This is a genomic window from Arthrobacter sp. SAFR-023 (assembly GCF_051965295.1).
GTDB lineage: Bacteria > Actinomycetota > Actinomycetes > Actinomycetales > Micrococcaceae > Arthrobacter.
Map to the genome: position 1 here is coordinate 1 of NZ_JBQCMF010000016.1, position 20,780 is coordinate 20,780.

Consider the following 20,780-nt stretch of genomic DNA (forward strand, 5'->3'; position numbering starts at 1 on the left):
GGGATTTGCGGGTCGGACCTGCATTACTGGCTGCACGGCGCGGCGGGCGAGTCGATCCTGAAGGCGCCCCTGGTGCTCGGCCATGAGATCAGCGGCCGGGTGGTCAGGGCCGCCGCCAATGGTGCGGGGCCTGCTGCGGGGACGCCGGTGGCGGTGCACCCGGCCACCCCGGGCCCTGGGACGGGCCCGGACGCGCCGCGGTATCCGGCGGACCGGCCGAACCTGTCCCCGGGGTGCACGTACCTGGGGTCCGCGGCGCGGTTCCCGCACACGGACGGGGCGTTCAGCCGGTACGTGAACCTGCCGGTGAGGATGCTCCGGGCCCTCCCGGAGACCCTGGACCTGCGCACCGCGGCTTTGATCGAACCGGCGTCGGTGGCTTGGCACGCGGTGGGCCGGGCCGGGGACGTGGCCGGCAAGACCGCGCTCGTGATCGGGTCCGGCCCGATCGGGGCGTTGGTGGTCGCGGTGCTCAAACGCGCCGGCGCGGCCCGGATCGTCGCGGTCGACATGCATGAGAAACCGTTGGAGATCGCCACGGCGGTGGGCGCGGACGAGGTCCTGAACGCCGCCGATGGTGAGGCGATCGCCAGGGTGCAGGCCGACGTCGTGATTGAATCCTCCGGGAACCACCACGGCCTGGCCTCCGCGATCCAGGGCGCGGCCCGGGGCGGGACCGTGGTCATGGTCGGGCTGCTGCCCACCGGAGCGCAGCCGGTCCTGATCTCCCTGGCCATCACCCGGGAACTGGACCTCAAAGGCTCGTTCCGGTTCAACGACGAAATCGACGAGGTCATCACCGCCCTCGCCGACGGCACCCTCACCATCGACCCCGTCATCACCCACGACTACCCCGTCACCGACGCCCTCGAAGCCTTCGACACCGCCCGCAACTCCGCCCAATCCGGCAAAGTCCTCCTCAACTTCGCCAGCTAAACCGAGGCGCAGCTGAACAGGGCCATAGACGGAAAGAACAACAATGATCACAAACCTGCCGCCCCTGGTTGTCATGGGCGTCTCCGGTTGCGGAAAGTCGACCGTGGGTGCGTTGCTCGGCGAGCGGCTGGGCGTGCCCTTCTTCGACGGGGATGACTTTCATCCGCCGGCCAACAAGGCCAAGATGGCAAGCGGCACGCCTTTAAATGACGAGGACAGGGCACCGTGGCTCGCGAAGATCGGCGCCGCCCTGGCAACGCCCGGCGACGGAGCGCGCACGCGCATCATCGCCTGCTCGGCGCTTAAGCGGAGCTATCGGGACCTGCTGCGCAGCTACGCACCTGACCTGGTGTTCGTCCACCTTTCCGGCGAGGCCGCCACCATTTCCGGCAGAATCAGCGGCCGGGCGCACGAATACATGCCCAGCAGCCTCCTGGCTTCGCAGCTTGCCACGCTGGAGCCGCTGGGAACTGATGAGGCGCATATTCCGGTCGATATCGTCGGCGATCCGGCATCGCTGGTGGACGGCATCGTCCGCGAACTGGAACTTTCCTAGCCCTACCTCTGGGGCAGGATCCCGGAGGCCGTGGCCTTGGCGAGTTTCATCTCGGTGTTGATGATCTCTACGGAGCACTGAAACTGCGCGTTGCAGCTTTGCAGAACGACGGTGGCCGCGGCCGTGCCTTCGTTGAACGCCATCGCGTTGGGAACCACCCGGAGCGTGATGGTCTGGGCCTGCCTGGTGCAGCTGAGCTGTTCGTTGCCGAAGCCGGCGGCTATCCGTCCGTCACTGACTCTTTGGGTGAGCTGGATGACGGGTATCGCGATGAGCAGGGTGGGATCGGTGTCGCAGACGAAGGTCACCGGAATATCGACGGCGGCGCCGTCGGCGACGAGGATTCCGGGTCCCGCACTGACTAGCGTCGCGGGGGCCGCGTGGGCAGGGGCGGCGATGCCCATGAGACCGGCGGCGAGAGCGACGGCGGCGAGGCGGCTTGTGGTGCCTAACATCAGGTTCTCCCTTTAATCGGAAGCGTGGCGTCCTGCGTCGCCCGTGGCCGTGCCACCGCGGTGAGCGGGCGCCTGGATTTACGGGACCATGATTGTGCGGGTCGTGGCCCCTGACGGCGGCGCCGTTTTGGGGCGCCGCGCTGTACTGCCAAACTTCCGGGACCGCCGATCCTCCGGCGCGGCCGAAAGTCCGGCTGGCCGCACCATACTCATGTACCGGTTGCGCTGACAAGAGCCAAAAACAAAGGAAGCGGACGACGGCGGGAGGGCCCGCCGTCGTCCGCTTCTGTTTGTGCGTTAGGCCATTAGTGCCACAGGCCGAGGGCGAACTCCGCGATGACGGTGGACAGCAGGAACGATGCGGTGACGGCCACCAGACCCACCGGGATGATCTTCCAGCCGATGTTTTTCAGCAGCGGAATGTCCTTGCCCAGGGACAGGCCGGCGAGGGTCAGCATGACCGTGGCGATGGACAGGAAGTCGACCGACTTGATGGGCCCGGCGAGTGCTGCGGCGCCGAAGAACCACGGGCTGGAGATGTAGGCGCCGATGGTGGTGATGTAGACGATCGCCGAGATCTTCTTGGTGAGCTTGGCCAGGGCAATGCTGACCAGAACGAGGGCGAGCATGATCGCGTACCCGGCGACGATGGCCAGGCTGAAGCCCTTGGCCGCCACCGACGCGGTTCCGATGCCGAGGACGGTGAGGACCGAGAGGGAGAGCCACAGTGGCAGGTGCATGGCCGCTGACGATTCGGCCACACGCTCGCGGAACCGCCGGTTTTCCTCCGCCTGGGCTGCTTCCCGTGCGGTGCCGGAGCCGCCGAGCTCCGCATCAGCAACCCGGTGCCTGGCGGCAGCGCTGCGCTGGGTGTCCGCATGCTGTGGCGGGGCGCCGGCCGTGACCGCGGCCTCTTCCCGGGTCTGCCTGCGCGTGAGGAACCGGTAGAAACGGTCCGCCAGCGGAAGGGCGAGGTAGATGCCGACGTAGACGCCGAGGATGGTGGTGATCAGGTTGGAGATGGCCGCCATGCCGAGGATGGCCTCCTGGTCGCCGGGGTAGGCGGCGATGATGCTGGCGGAGGACGCTGCCATCATGGATCCGGACCCCACGCCTGCACCCATGGCCAGGGCCAGGGGGTCGAAGATCTTCCAGTTGGACACGAGGGAGGTCAGCAACGTGATGTACACGGCGCCGAACAGGGTTCCGAAAACGTACATGGCCAGGACGCCGCGGTACTGGTCGGAATCGGGGCCGTACTTTTCGGAGACCATGGCGAAGGACGGTTCCCGGTCAAGGGAGAACGTGGCGCCGACCGTCGCCTTGCCCATCCGGAGCAGCACGGCCAGCGGCAGCGCCAGGGCAATGGTGCCCAGCAGGTGGCCCACCTCCTGCAGGAGCAGCGCCGGCCCGGCCTTGAGCAGCGTGGGAAGGCTCGGCCCGATGTTGAACGCCAGCCTGGCCACCAGCAGCAGCACGGCAACGCCCACCAGGGCCGCGGCGACCCGCTGCAGGTCCAGGCCCAGCGGCTTGAACTTCTGGACCGAAACGAGCAGCCCGAGGATGAGGCCCCAGACCATGGGGAAGATGACGATCGCGCCGATGCCGACGTCGATCTTGGCCTGGCCGATCAGCTGGACCGCGAGGGCAATGACAAAGGCCAATGCGGCGATGGGAAGCGTCAGCCGGGTACCAGCCCTGTCTGTCCGCGCGGGTGTTGTGCTGGTGCTCATGATGTGCCTTCCTGTGTGACAGTCTGACGGCGGTAAGCCGCTTTGACCAGGCGTGCCCGTTCGGTGGGGGTGGTGGACGCGGCGGCGACTGTCCAGGCCAGCGCGACGGCGGCCTCGTGCATCACGGCGTAGGCAGCCGGGGAGTCTGCAAGTGCTGCGAAGCTGTGTGAGTGAATGGGCACGTCCGCACCGGGAATGCTGAGCCAGGGATGCAGGCTGGGGATGACCTGGGAGATGTTGCCCATGTCCGTGGAGCCGCCGCTGATGCCGGCCGAGGGGGAGGTGTCCTTGCCAAACATCACCATGGCCTCCGTCCAGTGCGCTGCCAGGGCGTCGTCCTGGATCAGCGGTTCGTAGAGCGGTTCCGTGTTCTCGACGGCCAGTGTGGTGCCGGTGGCCAGGGCGGCCCCCTCGAAGCAGCGGCGGACCCGCTCCAGCAGTGCCTCGTATTCCTTCAGGGTGAAGGCCCGGCATTCGAACTCCACCACCGCCCGTTCCGGAATGATGTTGGTGACGTGACCGGCCTCTGCGACATACATGGCGATGCGGTGGTCGCCGGGGATCTGCTGGCGCAGCAGCCCGACGGCCACCTGGCTCAGCACGGCGGCGTCCGCGGCGTTCACGCCCTGGTGCGGGGCTGCCGCCGCGTGGGCTGCCTGTCCGGTGAACGTCGCCCGGTACCGGCCGACGGCCTGGGCACTGGTGCCCGCCGGGTTGTAGGTCACCCCGTCCTGGACCGGATGGACCATCAGGGCCAGGCTGACACCGTCGAACGCGCCGCGTTCCAGCAGCAGCGCTTTGCCGCCGCCGTGTTCTTCTGCCGGCGTGCCGATGACCTTCAGGGTGATGCCCAGCTCATCCACGAAGGGCTGCAGAGCCAGGGCGGCACCCACGGAGGTGCCGGCTATCAGGTTGTGCCCGCACGCGTGTCCGATGTCCGGGAGTGCGTCGTATTCCACGCACAGGGCCACCGTCAGGTCGCCGCTGCCGGCGGTGGCGGTGAAGGCTGTCGGAAGGCCGCCCGTGCCGCGCTCCACCTCGAAGCCGCCCTCGGCCAGCAGGTCTGCAACCGCTTCGGCCGAGCGGACCTCCTCGAAGGACACCTCCTTGAATGCATGGACCTGGTGCGCCATTTCCTGCACGCGCGGTTTCCACCTGCTGGCCTCCTCGGCAAGGGCGGTGCGCAGGGTCTGCATGGACGGCATCGGTTCTGTCAGTTCCATGAGCGTGCCTGCCCTAATAGGAGAGGGACGGGAAGGGGGCGCCTGCTGCACGGGTCGGCACCCAGATGGCCTTGGTTTGCGTGTACTCGTCCAGGACGCCCGGGCCGGAGGAGCGGCCGTGGCCGGAGTCCCCGAAGCCGCCGAACGGAACAGCGACGTGGATGGTTTTGTAGGAGTTGATCCAGAACGTGCCGGCCTTCACCTGGCGCGCCACGTGGTGGGCACGGGAAACATCCGAGGTCCACACCGCGCCGGCCAGGCCGAAGTTGGTGTTGTTGGCCCGGGCAATCGCCTCTGCCTCCGTGTCGAAGGCATCGGCCCCGACGACGGGCCCGAAGACCTCCATGGTTTCCAGCCTGTTCTGCGGCGTCACGCCGTCGAGCAGGGTGGGCATGACCCAATGGCCACCGGCCAGCGGCGACCCCGCCAGGGCGTCGGGAAGCGTTCCGCCCGTGACCCGGCGTCCGCCGTCGTTCATTCCCGCCTCGATCAGTGAGGTGACGGTGGCGAACTGCTGGGCCGTGATGATGGGACCCACCTCGGTGTCCGCGCTCAGCGGGTCGCCGACGCGCAGCCTCGCTGCGCGGGCGGCGACCAGCTCCACGAACTGGGCGTGCACGCTGCGCTCCACCAGGAGCCGCGATCCGGCTACGCATGACTGCCCGGCTCCGGAGAAGATCGCCGCGATGGCGCCGTCGGCGGCCCGTTCCAGGTCCGCGTCCGCGAAGACGATGTTGGCGCTCTTGCCGCCAAGCTCCAGCAGGGCGGGAATGCCGGCCTGCGCGGCGGCGACGGCGACCCGGCGCCCGGTGGGGACGGAGCCGATGAAGCTGACCTTGCCGACCCGCCGGTCGCTGGTGAGGGCCGCGCCCACGGTCTGGCCCAGCCCCGCCGCCACGTTGAACACGCCGGCCGGCAGGCCAGCCTCGTGGGCCAGCTGGGCGAGGCGGATGGTGGAAGCCGGCGTGAATTCGCTGGGCTTGATGATCACGGCGTTGCCCGCGGCCAGGGGCGCGGCGGAGTTCCAGCCGGCGGTGAACAGGGGCGCGTTCCACGGGGTGATGGCGACGACGACGCCCCAGGGCACGCGTTCGGTGTAGGTGTGCCACGGGCCGGGAACAGGGATGGTCTGGCCGGTCAGCTTGTCTGCCCAGCCGGCGTAGTAGCCGAACATTTCGGCAACCTTGGCGGCCTCCACCCGGGCATCGCGGATGGGCTTTCCGGTGGTGGCCGATTCGAGGATGGCCAGCTCCTCCGCGTGCGCTTCGACGGCGCGGCTGACGTTGCGGAGGATGGCGGCCCGTTCGAACCCGTTCATTTCGCCCCAGGCTGTGGCGCCCGCCGCCGAGCTCTCCAGGATGGCGTTGGCGCCCTCGGTGCCGGGGTCGGCATAGGTGGCGAACGGTTCCCCGGTGGCGGCTGCGGTGAGGGTGATGTTCTCGCCGCTGCCGGGGACTGTCCGGCCGTCAAGGAATGCCCCGAGGCCGGCGGGGAAGGCTGCGTCCAGGACGGCCCGTGCGGTGGCCGCCGAGGAGGAGGTGGGTGCTGTGGTGGTGCTCAATGTGGTGGTCCTCTTTGTTGGGGAGTCGTTTTTGCTCAGTTTTGTCCGTGTGGGGGAGCCGTCAGGCGACGGCGGTGGTGTCGTTTGCGGTGCCGGGGGCGCCGGGTGCTCCGGCGGGGGTGATAGCCGGGGCGACGGTCCGCGCGATCTCGGTGAAATCCGCACCCGGCCCGAGGGCGGCCAGGGCTTCCTGCCACTGGCCGGCGACGGCGGCCAGCAGCGCCGGGTTTTCGCCGATCTGGGCGGCGACGTCGACGGCGAGGGCGGCGTCGCGTGCCATCAGCCCCAGTGCGAAACCGGAGTCGTGGGTTCCGGACAGCACCCAGTTGGGGTACATGTTCGCGGAGACCTTGCTGCCGCCTGAGGCTTCGCTGATGCTTGCGGCCGCCTTGGCCGGATCGATGCCGTAGGCCTTGGCGACTCCCAGGGCCTCGCCCACCGAGACCAGGTTGGCCGCCGCCAGGACGTTGTTGAGGAGCTTGACGACGTTGCCGCTGCCGGGTCCGCCGATGTGGTTGTACTTGCCGCCGGTGAGTGCCAGCAGAACAGGTTCGGCGGCGGCAAGCGCCGCATCCGTTGCCCCGACGAAGGCGCTCAGCGTTCCGGTTGATGCGCCGTCGCGGCCGCCGGAGACCGGTGCATCGACGAATGCTGCGCCCCGCGCTTCGGCGAGTTCAGCCATTTGCTTGCTCGTTGCCGGTTCAGAGGTGGTGGTGTCGATGATTGCGACGGTTCCCGGTGATGCCAGGAGCTGCGGGACGGTGGATTCCACCACGCTGGCCGCGGGCAGCGAGAGCACCGCGTAGGGGGTGCCGGCGAGATCTTCCACGCTGGCGGTGGTGGCGATGCCGGCGCCGGACGCCGCGGTCCGCGCTGCCTCGGAGGGGTCGAAGCCGGTGACCTCCCAGCCGGCCTTGTAGAGGGTGGCTGCCATCGCCCCGCCCATGGAGCCGAGGCCGATGACGGCGACGCGGCGTTCGGTGCTGGTGTTCATAAAGTTGCTCCTGGAAGAAGGTACGTGGGGTTCAAGCAGGGCGTGGGCGGTCAGTCGAGGTAGATGTCGAGGTCTTTCCACAGCTGCTGCGTGCGGCGGATGGCTGCGCGGCTGCGCTCGGGGTGCGCGGCCTCCATGCCTGCGAGCAGGCCGTAGACCAGTGAGTTTGCGGCGGTGACGGACTGGAAGAAGGAGATCCCTTCCGAGGCCACCACCAGGAGGTGGTCCGCGACCGCTGCCAGGCGGCCGCGGCGCATGTCGCTGATGGCGATGACCGTGGCGCCGGCCTGTTTCGCGGCTTCGGCAGTGACGATGATCTGCCGCATGGACCGCCACATGTTGATGACCACCAGGACGTCGCCCGGTCCCAGGGCGTTGGCGCTGGACGCGAGGTGGACCGCGCCGCGGTTCTCGAGGGTGATCGGATACCCCATGGTTGAGCCCAAGTGCACCATCACGCTGGCAGGGCCGGCGAACGAACCCAGTCCCAAGACGATGATGGACTTGGCCGCTGCCATGGTGGCGATGGCTGCCTCGGCGTCGTCTCCCGTGTTGGAGTCCAGGGTCAGCCGCAGGTTCTCGATGTCGTGGCTGAGTGCGTCATGGAGGGGACTGCGGTGCTCCCCGTGCTCGGTCAGGGTGTCCTCCGTGGAGATCATCACCAGGTAGCGGGACCGCAGTTCCCGCTGTAGGTCCGGCCAGCCCCGGTAGCCAAGGTGCTGGGCCGCGCGGACCACGGTCGAATTGTTGACGTCGGCCCGCTGGGCGATCTCGGCGATGTCCGCATACGAGGACAGCTGCGGGTTTCGCGCAATCACATCCACCACCCGGCTCTGTGCCTTGGAGAGCGGTACGTCCGGAAGCGCGTCGCCGAGCCACGCGTGGGAAGCGGGGGCGGACCCGGTTTCCGCGCTGGCTTCCAGCCGGGCGGTACGGGGGTTCAAGTCAGGCCTCTTTCTCTGCGCAGGATCTGTGACGCGTGCGGGATCTGTAACGCAGATCACTATGCAAGGGCGATTGCATTAAATGTACTCTGCAATCCCGTTTGCGAAAAGGGTTTCCGGTTTCCGCCCTGAAAATCAGGACCCAGCCGCCCATTGCAGCGGTGGTGTGACCGCGCCACCATGAAGGTATGACCTCGGAAAATCCGGGCGCCGGGGAGCTGAACCTCCCGCAGGCGTTCCTTCTTCTGGCGACAAATGACAAGGACGGCGAGCCGGAAGTGCCGCAGAGCGTGCTCAAAGCAGGCCTGGCCGGCGCAATCCTGGCCGAGCTGGATCTGCTGGGCGCGATACAGCTGCAGGGAAAACACGTAAGGGCCACCGGCGCTCCGCCGCAATCTGACTTCCGGCACCAGTGGGAGCTGATCCACGACAAGTCACGGCCGCACAGTCCGCGGCGGTGGATCGCCATGCTGGAAAGCCGCGCCGAACTGCACCGTGTCTATGAGGGAATGGCGGCTCTCGGCGTCGTGAGCCATGTGGGCGAAAAGCATCTTGGCGTCTTCAGGACCACCCGCTACCCGGAGAAGGACCACGCTCCCGAGGCGGCACTTCTGGCGAGGATTGAAAGCATACTCAACGGATCGGCGTCGGACGCCAGAACCGTTGCACTGATTGGAGTGCTGCACGCGGCAGGGCTCATGGACAAGCTTTTCCCCGGCGCCGGTCCCGCTCGGCTCAGGGAATTGACCGGTGACCACTGGCCTTCCCGTGCGGTGCGGGATGAGCTTCGCATGATGCGGCTTGCGGAGGCGGAGGCCGCCACGTAGCCGATACCCTTGCGGGAAAGACAGCCTACTGATTTACTTCCAGCACGGTTCCTAAGCAAACGGACCCGCCTCTTAGCGTGTCTTAGCGCGCTGCCATTGGGGGAGCACCTGTCGGAGGGGTTTATGGCCGGGGAACATCGTGACGACCTAGTGATGCAATCGCTGCTGCTGGACGAGATCGGCCAGTCGGTGATCGGCATGGACGGTGACTGGCGCATTACGTACTGGAACCGTGCGTCGGAGCGGTTGTACGGTTTGGGCCCGGACGAGGCGCTGGGGCTGAAGATCACGGACCTGCGCATCATCGGCGGTGCCGAGGGACGGGCAGGCGGTGCCACCGACAGGGAAATCGCGCACCGGGTGGCCCGCGGCGGGGACTGGGCCGGTGAACTGTGGGTCCGCCACAGCACGGGCCGGGAGTTTCCGGTCCACGCGACCGTCAGCCGAATCAGGGGCAGGCATACCGTACCCGTTGCGGTCGTGGCGATTTCGAAGGACATCACGGACCGCAAGCACACGGAGGCCATCCTTCGCAGGCTCTCCGCCATGGTCGAATCCTCCGGCGATGCCATCATCGGCGCCGACCTCACCGGCAAGATCACCAGTTGGAATGCGGGGGCGGCGAGGATGCTCGGCTGGAGCTCCTGGGAGGCCGTGGGGCAAACTCATGGGCTGGTGACCGCCGACGCCGGCGCCTACTTCGGCACGGAAGTCACCTCCCGTTCGGGGAACGGGGCGTTTGTCACCGGTGTGGAAGCCCGCTGGCGCTGCAAGGACGGGTCCGTGATCGACGTGGAACTGACAGTGTCCCCCGTCTACGACCAGGACGGCATCCGGGTGGGAGCGTCCGCCATTGCCAGGGACATCACCGAGATCCAGCGCCTGAAAGCCGCGGCCGAAGCCGAACGCGAGCGGCTGCTGGCTGCCCAGGAGATGGCCCATGTTGGAAGCGTCGAGCACACGGTGGCCACCGGCGAGACGTGGCATTCGGAGGAGTTCGACAGGATCTTGGGAATGCCGGCAGATTGCCCGAAGGACAGGGAAACCATCCTGGCTCGGACGCACCCCGAGGACCGCGACCGGGTCCGCGAGGTGTGGGCACGCCTGGACCACGGACTTGGCTTCGCCGACTTCGAGTACCGCATCATTCGGCCCACCGGCGAACAGCGGTGGCTGCACTCACGCATCAAGAGCATGAAGAGCGCCGACGGAAAGCCGATCCGCTTCCTCGACACCGTCCTGGACATTACAGACCGGAAGAACGCGGAACAGATCCTGGAGTGGCAGGCGCGCCATGACGCCCTGACCGGCCTGCCGAACAGGTACATGGTCACCGAGGTCCTGCAGGGGTTCCTCGACCGAACCGCCCGCCCCGTGGTGATGTTCGTCGACGTCGACCGGTTCAAGCTGATCAATGACGGCATCGGCCACGGTGCCGGCGATACGATCTTGGTGCAGCTGGGGGAGAGGCTGAAGGCCGCCGTCCGGGGCGGCGATACGGTGGGCCGGTTTGGCGGGGACGAATTCGTGGTGATTTGCGACAACCTGCAGATGGCCGGGGCCCAGGCCGTGGCTGAAAGGATCCGGGATGCAACCCGGCAGCCGTTCGACGTGGATGGCCGGCAGATTTACCTTAATGTCAGCGTGGGCATCGCCTTGGCGGACGAAGAGGACACCGCAGAATCGATGCTGCAGGGGGCCGATGCGGCCATGTACCGGGCCAAATCCGCCGGCGGGGATTCGTCAGCGATCTACGACGTCCGCATGACCGGACGGGCCACCGGGCGTTTGGACCTCGAGTCCGACCTGCGGCTCGCGCTGGAACGCAATGAGCTCTCACTGAACTACCAGCCGATCATTGACGTTTCCACCGAGGAGGCCGTTGGGTTTGAGGCATTGCTGCGCTGGCACCACCACGAGCACGGCCCCATCATGCCGGATGCCTTTATCCCCATTGCCGAGGAGACAGGCCTGATCCTGCCAATCGGCGCCTGGGTGCTCCGCGAGGCGCTGCGCCAGGTGCAGCAGTGGCGGACGCAGGTTCCGGGGGCGGAAAACTTCACGGCGGCAGTGAACATCTCCGGCCGCCAGCTCGTGGCCTGCGACTTTCCCGATATCGTGGAAGCGGCCATCCGCGACACCGGCATCGACCCGGCCGCCGTCCACCTGGAGATCACCGAGACCGTCCTCATGGACCAGCCGGACCTGCCCAAGGAAACCCTGCAGCGGCTGTCCCGCCTTGGCGTGGGCCTGTCCATCGATGACTTCGGCACGGGCTACTCCTCACTGAGCTACCTCAAGTGGCTCTCGGCCCGCACCCTTAAGATCGACCGCACCTTCGTCGAGGAGCTGGGCACCGATCCGCACGGGGCCACGATCATCGAACTGGTGCTCGGCATGGCGGAGAGCCTGCGGCTGGATGTGGTGGCCGAAGGCGTGGAGACCGCCGTTCAGCTGGCCGAACTCCGCCGGCTGGGTGTGCGCCTCGCGCAGGGCTACCTGTGGAGCAAGCCGTTGCCTGCCGAGCGGATCCCGGCCTGGCTGCAGTCCCATCCGGCCACGCGTCCGGCGGCGATTTCCGCCCCGAGGCCGTCGGGGATGTCTGCGGGGGAACCGATGCCCCGCGTCGGCTAGCCTCACTTTCGGTTCCGGTTTGTGTCCAGATATTGGCCTCTAAACGACCTTGAAGTCGCGACAAGTGAACAAAAACTCGCGTCCGGCGCCGGGTGTAGATTTGCAGCATGGAGGCCCGCACTCGCCAGCGCCGCTGGTTGATCGCCGCCGCTGCTGGTGCCGTAGTGCTGGCAGTGGGACTGGCGTTTTTCAAGCCGTGGCTTCTGTTTGTCGACGTGCTGGTGGATGAGCAGCTGCCCACCGTTGTGACTTCACCGGCTGCCCCTTCCCCCACCGGGGAGCCGTCCTCCGGAACTCCAACCACGGAACCTGCGGGGCCGGTGCAACTTGCCGAAGGCACGTTCATCAGCCACGAACACGCCACCACAGGAACAGTCCGGATAATTCAGCAGTCCGGCGGGAAGCGCGTGTTGACTTTGGAGAACCTCGATACGTCCAACGGCCCGGATGTGCACGTCTGGCTCAGCGCTGCCGACGTGGTCGAGGGAACAGCCGGATGGTTCACGGCCGGTTCTGCCGAATACTTCGACTTGGGCATGATCAAGGGAAACCAAGGCAATCAGGTCTACGCGCTCCCCGACGAGCTTGACCTGGCCAAGTTCAAGTCGGTGGATCTGTGGTGCGTCCAGTTCAGTGTTTCCTTCGGAGCAGCCCAGCTCACGCAGTGAACCAGCACTGCCGCGCATTGGAGTTTTTGTCCAGATCATGGCCGATAGACACCCCTGAAGCCGCGATACGTGTACAAAAACTCCTCACATGGGTCGCGGCGGGTGCCGAACTGCCAACAGACGCAAAAGGACGACGGCGGGTGGTCCCGCCGTCGTCCTTCGTTTGGTTTGAGTTTTTGTCCAAATAATGGGCGCTAAGCGCCCCTGAAGTCGTGACAAATGGACAAAAACCTCCAGGGGAAAGGGGAGGGGCCCGCTAGCGGGACACCGGCTCCTTTGATTCCAAAAGCGATAGTTCGTGGCGGCGGGGGAAGCCTTCCCAGTCGCCGGTGACCAGGCAGGCAAAGGCTCCGGTTGCCGTGGCGGTGCGGAGGCGTTCCTCGGGGCTGCCGCCTTCCATGAGTTCGGCCAGGTAACCGGCTACGAAGGCGTCGCCGGCGCCGACCGTGTCCACCACTGAAACGGGAACAGCCGCCTGCCGGAACACCTCGCCGTCAATCAGCGCGAGGGCTCCGTCGGCACCGAGCTTGATCACGGCCTGGCTGGGCCCCAAAGCGGCAATTCTTTGCGCCAGCTGCTCCGGGTCACCGGGGCCGACGGCGATTGCTGCCTCGTCTTCGCCCGCGAACACGATGTCGGCCAGTGGAATGATGTCGCGGTATACGCTGCCGGCACCCTCGGCTGACCAGAGGTTGCCGCGGAAGTTCAGATCGAAGGACACGGGGACGCCGGCATCCCTGGCCACGCCGATGGCATGCCGGAGCGTGCCCTCCGCCTGTGCGGAGAGTGCAGGGGTGATGCCGCTGACGTGCAGCAGCCCGGCGCCGGCAATAAGCTCCCGGGAAATGTCCTCGGGCGCAATCCGGGAGCCGGCGCTTCCGGCACGGTAGTAGCTGACGCGCTGCGCCTCGGGTGTCCGGCGTTCCTTGATCATGAGGCCGGTGGGGGCGGAAGGGTCGACGGTGATGCGGACGTCCACGCCCTCGGCGCGGATTTCGCGCTCGACGAGCTGGCCGAGGGAGTCCGCTCCGATGCGGCCGCACCAGACGGCCTGCACGCCGAGGCGGCTGAGGCCGATGGCGACGTTGGACTCGGAACCGCCCATGCCCAGGCTCATGGTGGAGGCGTGCGCGAGCGGGCCGACCTGGTCGGCCCGCATCAGCGCCATGGTCTCGCCGAACGTGAGCACGTACGGTGCGGTGCTCACTTGCCGGCCCTCAACTGCTCCGCGGCCTGGTCGATCAGCTCGCGGACCCGCCGTGCCCTTGCCGTGAGGTCCTGCAGGTCGCCGCCCTTAAACGCGTCGCCCAGCAGCGGTCCGCCGAGGCTGACCGCAAGGGCGCCGGCACTGATCCAGGCAGGCACGTCCTCGATGTTGACGCCGCCGGAGGGGATCACCTCGATGTCCGGGAACGGGCCGCGCAGCTGTGAAACGTAGCCGGCGCCGACCGTGGACGCGGGGAAGACCTTGACCGCGGTGGCGCCGAGCTTCCAGCCCGTGTGCAGTTCGGTGGGCGTCAGGCCGCCCGGAAAAACCGGGACGCCGCGGCGAACGCATGCGTCGATGACGCCGGGATCCGTGACAGGGGTAACGATGTAGGCAGCCCCCAGGTCGAGGGCCGTCTCCGCTTCCGCTGCTTCGGTGACCGTCCCGACGCCGATCTCCAGGGAGTGCCCGAACCGCTCCCGGAGGAGGGGAAGCTCCTCCCAGACGCCGGGCGTGCTGAGCGTGAGCTCGATGCTGAGCACGCCGCCGCGCTGCAGGGCCTCGATGACCGGCGCGTAGTCCGAGGCGTGCCTGGCCCGGAGGACCGCTACAGCCCGGGTGTCGCGGAGGGTTGCGGAGGGCGCCGGCCGGGCCACCGTGCCGGGGTTTTTGAGGCGGAGCATGGGATTCCTTTGGGGTTGGCGGGGCCTGCGATGGAAGTGCTGTAAAGCGGAACTGACAGTGCACGACGGCGGCGCGTGCCGCCGTCGTGCACCGGGCGTTACTTGACGGTCTGGGCGGCGGCTAGTTCAGCCGCCACCGTAGGGGTGGCGACCACGCCGCCGTCGCGGCGGGCGTCCTCGGGGTCGGTCAGGTCGCGGTTGACGGTCTCCGGGGAGAGTCTCGTGGCGATGAAGCTGATGAGCATGGTCACTGACATGTAGATGGCCACCGGGATCCAGGAGTTGCTGAAGAGGCCCAGCAGTCCGGCGCAGACCATCGGGGCGATGCCGCCGCCGATGATGGAGGAGAATTCGCGGCCGAGGGTGACGCCGGCGTAGCGGTAGCGGCTCCCGAAGATCTCCGGGAAGTAGCTCATGTGCACGCCTACTACACCCTGGCAGGCCAGCATGAAGCCCACAATGATCACCAGCACGATGGCCACGGGGGAGCCGGTGGTCAGGAGCATGAAGGCCGGTGCCGGGAAAAGGATCAGTGCTCCGGTGATGACGGAGACGACGCGCCGGCGGCCGATCTTGTCGGACAGGATTCCGAAGGACACGGCCGCGACGCCACCGCAGAGCGCACCGATGAGGAGCACCGGCGGGATGAACTTGGGGTCGGTGCCCACGACGGTGATCAGGTACGAAGCCATGAAGACCTGGATGGTGTAGGACTGGGTGCTGACGCCGAAGTTCATCAGGATGACGCGCAGGACGTTGGCCTTGCCGAACTTGGCGACTTCCCTGAGAGGCGCGGGAGGCTCGGTGCGGGCCTGCTTGATCTCTTCAAACACGGGGGACTCGTCGAGCTTGCGCCGGATGACGAGGGCGGCGATGGTGACGAAGATGCTGGAGAGGAAGACCAGCCGCCAGCCCCAGGTCAGCATGTCGTTCGGAGCCAGCGACTGCGCGGCGATCCACACCAGCGCGCCGAGGGCGGTACCGGCGGCCGCGCCCACCATGATCAGCGAGGCGAGCTTGCCGCGGGTGCCGGGAGAGGCGGATTCGGTGAGCAGCGTGGCGCCGCCGGATTGTTCGGCGCCGGCGCCGAATCCCTGGGCCGCGCGGCACACGCACAGCAGGATCGGGGCGAACAGGCCGATCTGGTCGAAAGTCGGCAGCAGGCCGATGGCCAGCGTGGCGCCGCCCATCAGGAGCAGCGTGACCACGAGGATCCACTTCCGGCCGAGGCGGTCGCCGAAGTGGGAGAAGAAGATGCCGCCCAGCGGACGGAAGAGGAAGCCGACGGCGAAGGTGGTGAAGCTGGCGATCAGCGCGGCAGCGGGGGAAACGTTGGGGAAGAACAGTTTGCTGAAGACGAGCGCCGAGGCGGTGCCGTAGATGACGAAGTCATAGAGTTCGAGGGTGGTGCCGATGAGGCCGGCGACGGCGGCCTTCCGGACTTTGCTTTGATCGACTTCCCCTGGGGGAACGTGCGCTGCTGTGGTCATTGCCAAACTCCTTTGAATGGATGTCCTGCGGTGGCTGAACTGGGGCCACGACCGCCGGGTTCCCTGGCCGAGCGTGCGAGGCTAGGGAGCGGTTGGGATCAGTAGGTGATGAGTACTTTGAGGTTGGTGGGGTCGGTCACCGGGGCTGTGAGGGCGGCCGCGGCGTCTTCGAGCGGGAACGTGCTGGTGATGATGGATGGCAGGTCCACGACGCCCGAGGAAGCGAGGTCTATTGCGGCCGGGAACGCATTGGCGTAGCGGAACGCGGTGACCAGGTCGATCTCGTAGCGCTGGAGGAACCCCAGCGGGATGCCGTCCACCGTGGGCTTGGCCTGGCCGACGACGGTGGCTCGGGTTGCCGGCGCCAGGGTCTGGATGGCGTCCGCCAGGGCCCTGGTGTTGCCGGAGCATTCGATCAGGCGGTCCATGTCCGTCAGGTCCAGTGCCGTGGTTGCGGTGTTGATGGTGCGGGTGGCGCCGAACTTTGCGGCGACGGCGAGGCGGTCGTCGTTCACGTCCGTCACCATTACTTCGGCAGCGCCCCGGGCGGCGGCTACCTGGGCCACCAGCAGGCCGATGGGCCCGGCACCGGTGATCAGCACGCGGTGGCCTTTCTCGACCTGTGCCCGTTCGACGGCCCAGACGGCGACGGCGAGCGGTTCGATCGCCGCTCCGACTTCCGCCGGGATGGTGTCCGGCAGCCGGTGGACAGCGGCGTCTGGCACCACGACGTGGCGGGCGAACAGCCCGTCCGTGGGCGGGGAGCCGAAGCAGGTTCCGGCCGGGCAGAGGTTGTAGCGCCCGGACAGGCAAGTGGGGCATTCCCGGCAGGGCAGGGCCGGTTCAATGGCGACGGCGGTGCCCGTGGCGACGGTGGCCTGCGGTCCGGCGGCGATGACGACGCCGGCGCCCTCGTGGCCCAGGACGGTGGGCTGGCGCAGCACGTTGGTGCCGTTGCGGCCGTCGGCGAAGTAGTGCATGTCCGAGCCGCAGATCCCGCCGGAGCGCATCTCGACCAGCAGGTCCTGAGGGCCGAGGGCGGGCAGCGGCCTGTGCTCGATGCGCAGGTCGCGGGCGCCGTGCAGCACCGCGGCCTGGGTACCGGTGGGAAGCCCCGTTGTCTCGGTTGACGGGATGGCTTGCGTGGTCATGGCGTGCTCCGGGTGGCTTGAAGGGAGGCGGCGGGAGCCAGATCGGTGTTCGCCTCGGCGATGCCGGCCAGCGGGCCCGCCGAGTGGATGATGTCGATGAACTCGCCGGTGCGGTGGATAAACTCGTCCCGCTCGGCCAGCTCTTCGCCGAGGAGGTGGTGCTCGCCGAGGACCTTGCTTGCGAGGTCCCTGCCCGAGCGGGACCCTGACGCCAGTCCTGCCAGCAGCCCGCGGGTCGGGTCCTCCATCGCGTGCGCCTGGGGCCCGGGATCGAACCCGGGCAGCGGGGCGATGCATGCGAGATACGCGGCGGTGGTGAGGGCCAGCAGCTGCGGCATCCGGCCGTCGTCGAGCATCTGCAGCGCCGGCAGCGGGATCCGCTGCCGGAGTTTGACGGCTCCGTCGGAGCCCACCTGGCTGGTGCGGTGGCCCAGGGCCGTGTTGCGCCAGCGGGAGAAAAGCTGTTCCTCGTAGGCGTCCACGTCCACGCCGGACGGCACCGAGACGCTGGGCAGGTATTCGTTGCGCAGTACGGAGCGGGCGGCCAGTTCGATGTTCGGGTGCGAGACGGATTCGGGGATGGTGACTGCGCCGGTAAGGGCTCCGAGGTAGGCAATCAGGGAGTGCGTGCCGTTGAGCAGGCGGACTTTCAACTGCTCGTAGCCGGCCACTTCGTCGGAGAACACGGCGCCGCCCGCTTCCCACGTGGGGCGTCCCGCAACGAAGTTGTCCTCGACGATCCACATGGTGAACGGCTCGGCGGGGACCGGAATCCGGTCAGTGTACCCGCGGTGGGATGCAACAAGGCTGCGGTAGTGGTCCGTGGTGGCGGGCACGATCCGGTCCACCATTGAGGACGGGAAGCTGGTGCGGGTGTCGATGAAGGCCAAAGCGTCGGCCGCTTCGGCGGGCGGGAGCAGGGACGCGAATTCGCGGACCAGCCGCTGCGTGTGGTGGCCGTTGTCGGCGAGGTTGTCGCAGCTGAGGATGGTCACCGGTTCGGCGTGGGTCCGGGACCGGTGCTGCAGGCCGCGCACGATTTGTCCGATTGGCGTCTTCGGTGAATCGGGGTGGGCGAGGTCGTGCCGGATGGCCGGGTCCTGCAGGTTCAGGGAGCCGGTGGCGGGGGTGTAGTTGTAGCCGTTCTCGGTGACGGTGAGGGACACAATCCGGGTGCCGGCGTTCCCGATGTCCTTGACCACCCGGTCCGGGTCGGCGGCAGCGGTGAATGCGTCTGTGTGGACCTGCGGAACGGAGAACTTGGAGCCTTGGGGTGAAATTTCCACGACGGTGTAGAGCATGTCCTGGGCGTGCATGGCATCCGGGATGGCGCTGGAACGGCTGGCGACGCCGATGATGCCCCAGTCGCCGCCGTGTGCGGTGACGGCGGCGTCGGTGTAGACGGCCTGGTGGGCGCGGTGGAAGTTGCCCAGGCCCAGGTGCACGATCCCGGCGGCCGGTGCCGCCGGGCGCCGCAGAATACCGGGGGTGGCTGCGGACAGCGGGGGAGTGGAGGTCATGGTTACCAGTCCTTCATGGAGCCGTCGACCTCACGGGCGATGGGCAGGTAGGCCTGCTTGTAGGGAAAGCGTGCGGCCGCGTCCTCATCCACGTGCACGCCCAGGCCTGGCTCATCGCCGGGGTGGAGGTAGCCGTCCTCGAAGCGGAAGCTGGACTGGAATACCTCGGACACCAGGGGGTCGTAGCCCATGTATTCCTGGATGGCGAAGTTGCTGGTGGCAAGGCCAAGGTGCAGCGAGGCGGAGAGGTTGATCGGCGAGACGTCGGAGGGGCCGTGCGGCGCGCCCTTGATCTGGTAGACCTCGGCCAGGGCGAGGATCTTGCGGACGTGCGAGATGCCTCCGGCATGGACGACCGCGGTGCGGATGAAGTCGATGAGGCGTTCGGTGATGAGGTGCTCGCAGTCCCAGATGGTGTTGAAGACTTCGCCGATGGCCAGCGGGATGGTGGTCTGCTGGCGCAGCGTGCGGAGGAGCCGCTGGTTTTCCGCTGGCGTGACGTCCTCGAGCCAGAACAGGTCCACGTCTTCCAAGGACCTGGCCAGCCGGGCGGCTTCGGTGGGGTTGAGCCGGTGGTGGACGTCGTGCAGGAGCTTGAGGTCCGGGCCGACATGCTCGCGGACCGCTGCCAGGACCTTCGGGGCATGGCGGAGGTAGGCCGAGGTATCCCAGTCCTCTTCGACGGGTCCGGCGCCGCGGCCGGCCGGCTCGTAGCTGGCGGCGCCCTTCGTTACGCCGTAGACCTTGTCCAGCCCGGGGACGCCGGACTGGGCGCGGACGGCGCGGAAGCCCTGTTCGCGGCGGCGGTCCACGGAGTCGAGGAGCTCGGGCACATCCCAGCCCGTCGCGTGGGTGTAGGTGAGGATTTTGTCCCGGGCGGCGCCGCCCAGCAGTTGGTAGACCGGGACGTCCAGGGCCTTGCCCTTGATGTCCCACAGTGCCAGGTCAATGGCGCCGATGGCGGCCATGGTCACCGGTCCGCGACGCCAGTAGGCGCCACGGTAGAAGTACTGCCAGGTGTCTTCGATGCGGTCGGCGTCCCGGCCGAGCAGGGCGGGGGCGAGGTGGTCACGGAGGTAGCTGGCGACGGACAGTTCGCGGCCGTTGAGGGTGGCGTCGCCCCAGCCGATCAGCCCGTCGTCGGTGGTGATCTTCAGGGTGACGAAGTTGCGGCTGGGGCTGGTGACGAGGACGTCGACGTCGACGATTTTTCGGGTCATCGGGAAATCACTACATTCTTGAGTGGCTGGTTCTCGGACAGGCGGGTGATGTTTTCGGCGATCTCGCGGGCGCGGCCGCGGAAGGTTTCGGCGGTGACACCGGAGGAGTGCGGGGTCATGATGACGTTGTCGAGCCGGCCGAACGGCAGGGCGGAGGGTTCGCCGCGGCCGTCGGTGGCCGGGTACTGGTACCAGACGTCGATGGCGGCGCCGGCGATCCGGCGGTCCTTCAGGGCCTCGTACAGCGCGGTTTCGTCGACGACGGGCCCGCGGGCGACGTTGACGATCTGCCCGTCGGGGCCGAGGTCGTCCAGTTCGGCCGCGCCGATCAGGGAGGTGGTTCCGGCGTCGAGCGGGATGCTGACCACCAGCACATCGGATTCGCTGAGGGCCTCGCCCAGGCGGTCCGTGGCGCCGGTCCAGCGCAGCGAGTTTTCCTCCGCGTCGACGGATCCGCTGCGGGTGATGGCAATGCCTTCCGCGCCGAACGCCTGCAGCAGTTTCCAGGCGGCGCTGCCGATGTGGCCGAAGCCGAGGAAGGTCACCACGGCGCCGCGCAGCGTTTCCGGCTGGCGGATGTCGGGGGAGTAGACCGAGGAGGACCAGACGCCGGTGCGCAGGGCGGCGTCCTGCCCCAGCAGGTTGCGGCGGAGGGCGACGAGCACGGTAGCGATGTGCTCGGCGATGGAGCCTTCGTGGTGGAAGGTGTTGGCGCAGACGGATCCGGCGGGGAGGGCATCAGCGTCGATGCCGTCGTAGCCGGCGCCGGCCACGTGCACCAGCCGGAGGTTCCGTGCTTCGGCGCCCATGGCGGCGGTGAACTTGGGTCCCACATAGACGTCGGCGTCCTTGAGGTCCGTCAGGACGGAGTGTTCGTTCCAGCTGTCGTGCCAGGAGGTGACGGTGCCTTCCGGCAGTGCCGCCTCGAAGGTGGCGCGCTGGGGCATCAAGTTGGAGTCTGCGATGACGATTCTCATG

Annotated in this window: 18 protein-coding genes; 5 read left to right on the forward strand and 13 right to left on the reverse strand. The window is 67.7% G+C overall.

Annotated elements, in window-relative coordinates; translation table 11 throughout:
- Together ACTHQX_RS16745 and ACTHQX_RS16750 are read left to right on the forward strand one after the other, a co-directional pair.
- Positions 1-936: L-idonate 5-dehydrogenase (locus ACTHQX_RS16745; RefSeq protein ID WP_440158453.1), on the forward strand; the 936-nt coding region annotated here is incomplete at its 5' end.
- A gap of 43 nt (positions 937-979) precedes the next feature.
- Positions 980-1,492: a gluconokinase gene (locus ACTHQX_RS16750; RefSeq protein WP_440158452.1), complete on the forward strand. Its 513-nt coding sequence runs from the start codon at positions 980-982 to the stop codon at positions 1,490-1,492.
- A gap of 2 nt (positions 1,493-1,494) precedes the next feature.
- Here ACTHQX_RS16750 and ACTHQX_RS16755 read toward each other — a convergent pair whose 3' ends face one another.
- From ACTHQX_RS16755 to ACTHQX_RS16780, 6 genes are all read right to left on the reverse strand, one after another.
- Positions 1,495-1,947 carry a hypothetical protein gene (locus tag ACTHQX_RS16755; protein WP_440158451.1) on the reverse strand — a complete coding sequence of 151 codons (453 nt, stop codon included), beginning with the start codon at positions 1,945-1,947 and terminating at the stop codon, positions 1,495-1,497.
- 305 nt (positions 1,948-2,252) lie between these two features.
- Positions 2,253-3,680, reverse strand: coding sequence for a DUF3100 domain-containing protein (locus tag ACTHQX_RS16760; protein ID WP_440158450.1), 1,428 nt, complete (start codon positions 3,678-3,680; stop codon positions 2,253-2,255).
- Positions 3,677-4,903 carry a M20 family metallopeptidase gene (locus tag ACTHQX_RS16765; RefSeq protein WP_440158448.1) on the reverse strand — a complete coding sequence of 409 codons (1,227 nt, stop codon included), beginning with the start codon at positions 4,901-4,903 and terminating at the stop codon, positions 3,677-3,679. Before ACTHQX_RS16765 ends, ACTHQX_RS16760 begins: the two co-directional genes overlap by 4 nt.
- 13 nt (positions 4,904-4,916) lie before the next feature.
- Entirely contained in the window at positions 4,917-6,464 is a 1,548-nt protein-coding gene (locus tag ACTHQX_RS16770) for an aldehyde dehydrogenase family protein (RefSeq protein ID WP_440158447.1), read from the reverse strand.
- Positions 6,465-6,525: 61 nt separating this feature from the next.
- Complete coding sequence (locus ACTHQX_RS16775; protein WP_440158446.1) at positions 6,526-7,458, reverse strand: NAD(P)-dependent oxidoreductase; 933 nt, start codon at positions 7,456-7,458, stop codon at positions 6,526-6,528.
- A 50-nt stretch (positions 7,459-7,508) separates the two neighbouring features.
- On the reverse strand, positions 7,509-8,402 hold the full coding sequence (locus tag ACTHQX_RS16780) for a MurR/RpiR family transcriptional regulator (protein WP_440158445.1): 894 nt from the start codon (positions 8,400-8,402) through the stop codon (positions 7,509-7,511).
- Between the two features lie 188 nt (positions 8,403-8,590).
- On the opposite strand from ACTHQX_RS16780, the gene ACTHQX_RS16785 reads away from it, so the two are divergent.
- The 3 genes from ACTHQX_RS16785 to ACTHQX_RS16795 all read left to right on the forward strand — a co-directional run bounded on the left by ACTHQX_RS16785 (position 8,591) and on the right by ACTHQX_RS16795 (position 12,531).
- Positions 8,591-9,229: a GOLPH3/VPS74 family protein gene (locus ACTHQX_RS16785; protein WP_440158444.1), complete on the forward strand. Its 639-nt coding sequence runs from the start codon at positions 8,591-8,593 to the stop codon at positions 9,227-9,229.
- A gap of 123 nt (positions 9,230-9,352) precedes the next feature.
- Positions 9,353-11,863, forward strand: a complete 2,511-nt coding sequence (locus ACTHQX_RS16790; RefSeq protein ID WP_440158442.1) for a sensor domain-containing protein — start codon at positions 9,353-9,355, stop codon at positions 11,861-11,863.
- A gap of 107 nt (positions 11,864-11,970) precedes the next feature.
- Positions 11,971-12,531, forward strand: a complete 561-nt coding sequence (locus tag ACTHQX_RS16795) for a DM13 domain-containing protein (RefSeq protein WP_440158441.1) — start codon at positions 11,971-11,973, stop codon at positions 12,529-12,531.
- 256 nt (positions 12,532-12,787) lie between these two features.
- On the opposite strand, the gene ACTHQX_RS16800 is transcribed toward ACTHQX_RS16795, so the two are convergent.
- From ACTHQX_RS16800 to ACTHQX_RS16830, 7 genes are all read right to left on the reverse strand, one after another.
- Entirely contained in the window at positions 12,788-13,738 is a 951-nt protein-coding gene (locus ACTHQX_RS16800) for a sugar kinase (RefSeq protein ID WP_440158440.1), read from the reverse strand.
- A complete protein-coding gene (locus ACTHQX_RS16805) occupies positions 13,735-14,421 on the reverse strand; it encodes a bifunctional 4-hydroxy-2-oxoglutarate aldolase/2-dehydro-3-deoxy-phosphogluconate aldolase (protein WP_440158438.1) in 687 nt (228 codons plus the stop codon). The genes ACTHQX_RS16800 and ACTHQX_RS16805 overlap by 4 nt, the downstream gene beginning before the upstream one ends.
- A 98-nt stretch (positions 14,422-14,519) precedes the next feature.
- Positions 14,520-15,911, reverse strand: a complete 1,392-nt coding sequence (locus tag ACTHQX_RS16810; protein ID WP_440158436.1) for an MFS transporter — start codon at positions 15,909-15,911, stop codon at positions 14,520-14,522.
- Positions 15,912-16,009: 98 nt separating this feature from the next.
- Positions 16,010-17,062 (reverse strand): NAD(P)-dependent alcohol dehydrogenase, encoded by a 1,053-nt coding sequence (locus ACTHQX_RS16815; RefSeq protein ID WP_440158435.1) that lies wholly within the window; start codon positions 17,060-17,062, stop codon positions 16,010-16,012.
- Positions 17,059-18,582 carry a mannitol dehydrogenase family protein gene (locus ACTHQX_RS16820; protein WP_440158434.1) on the reverse strand — a complete coding sequence of 508 codons (1,524 nt, stop codon included), beginning with the start codon at positions 18,580-18,582 and terminating at the stop codon, positions 17,059-17,061. The genes ACTHQX_RS16815 and ACTHQX_RS16820 overlap by 4 nt, the downstream gene beginning before the upstream one ends.
- A 2-nt stretch (positions 18,583-18,584) precedes the next feature.
- Positions 18,585-19,802: a D-mannonate dehydratase ManD gene (gene manD, locus ACTHQX_RS16825; protein WP_440158432.1), complete on the reverse strand. Its 1,218-nt coding sequence runs from the start codon at positions 19,800-19,802 to the stop codon at positions 18,585-18,587.
- Entirely contained in the window at positions 19,799-20,779 is a 981-nt protein-coding gene (locus ACTHQX_RS16830) for a 2-hydroxyacid dehydrogenase (protein WP_236805198.1), read from the reverse strand. Before ACTHQX_RS16830 ends, manD begins: the two co-directional genes overlap by 4 nt.
- Position 20,780 lies beyond the last annotated feature (1 nt).

What these genes read in the sequence shown, in the direction of transcription:
- ACTHQX_RS16785 (WP_440158444.1), top strand. Translation starts at nt 8,591, where the DNA reads ATGACCTCGGAAAATCCGGGCGCCGGGGAGCTGAACCTCCCGCAGGCG.
- ACTHQX_RS16795 (WP_440158441.1), top strand. Translation starts at nt 11,971, where the DNA reads ATGGAGGCCCGCACTCGCCAGCGCCGCTGGTTGATCGCCGCCGCTGCT.
- ACTHQX_RS16790 (WP_440158442.1), top strand. Translation starts at nt 9,353, where the DNA reads ATGGCCGGGGAACATCGTGACGACCTAGTGATGCAATCGCTGCTGCTG.
- manD (WP_440158432.1), bottom strand. Translation starts at nt 19,802, where the DNA reads ATGACCCGAAAAATCGTCGACGTCGACGTCCTCGTCACCAGCCCCAGC.
- ACTHQX_RS16830 (WP_236805198.1), bottom strand. Translation starts at nt 20,779, where the DNA reads ATGAGAATCGTCATCGCAGACTCCAACTTGATGCCCCAGCGCGCCACC.
- ACTHQX_RS16765 (WP_440158448.1), bottom strand. Translation starts at nt 4,903, where the DNA reads ATGGAACTGACAGAACCGATGCCGTCCATGCAGACCCTGCGCACCGCC.
- ACTHQX_RS16750 (WP_440158452.1), top strand. Translation starts at nt 980, where the DNA reads ATGATCACAAACCTGCCGCCCCTGGTTGTCATGGGCGTCTCCGGTTGC.
- ACTHQX_RS16815 (WP_440158435.1), bottom strand. Translation starts at nt 17,062, where the DNA reads ATGACCACGCAAGCCATCCCGTCAACCGAGACAACGGGGCTTCCCACC.
- ACTHQX_RS16805 (WP_440158438.1), bottom strand. Translation starts at nt 14,421, where the DNA reads ATGCTCCGCCTCAAAAACCCCGGCACGGTGGCCCGGCCGGCGCCCTCC.
- ACTHQX_RS16810 (WP_440158436.1), bottom strand. Translation starts at nt 15,911, where the DNA reads ATGACCACAGCAGCGCACGTTCCCCCAGGGGAAGTCGATCAAAGCAAA.
- ACTHQX_RS16820 (WP_440158434.1), bottom strand. Translation starts at nt 18,582, where the DNA reads ATGACCTCCACTCCCCCGCTGTCCGCAGCCACCCCCGGTATTCTGCGG.
- ACTHQX_RS16755 (WP_440158451.1), bottom strand. Translation starts at nt 1,947, where the DNA reads ATGTTAGGCACCACAAGCCGCCTCGCCGCCGTCGCTCTCGCCGCCGGT.
- ACTHQX_RS16775 (WP_440158446.1), bottom strand. Translation starts at nt 7,458, where the DNA reads ATGAACACCAGCACCGAACGCCGCGTCGCCGTCATCGGCCTCGGCTCC.
- ACTHQX_RS16760 (WP_440158450.1), bottom strand. Translation starts at nt 3,680, where the DNA reads ATGAGCACCAGCACAACACCCGCGCGGACAGACAGGGCTGGTACCCGG.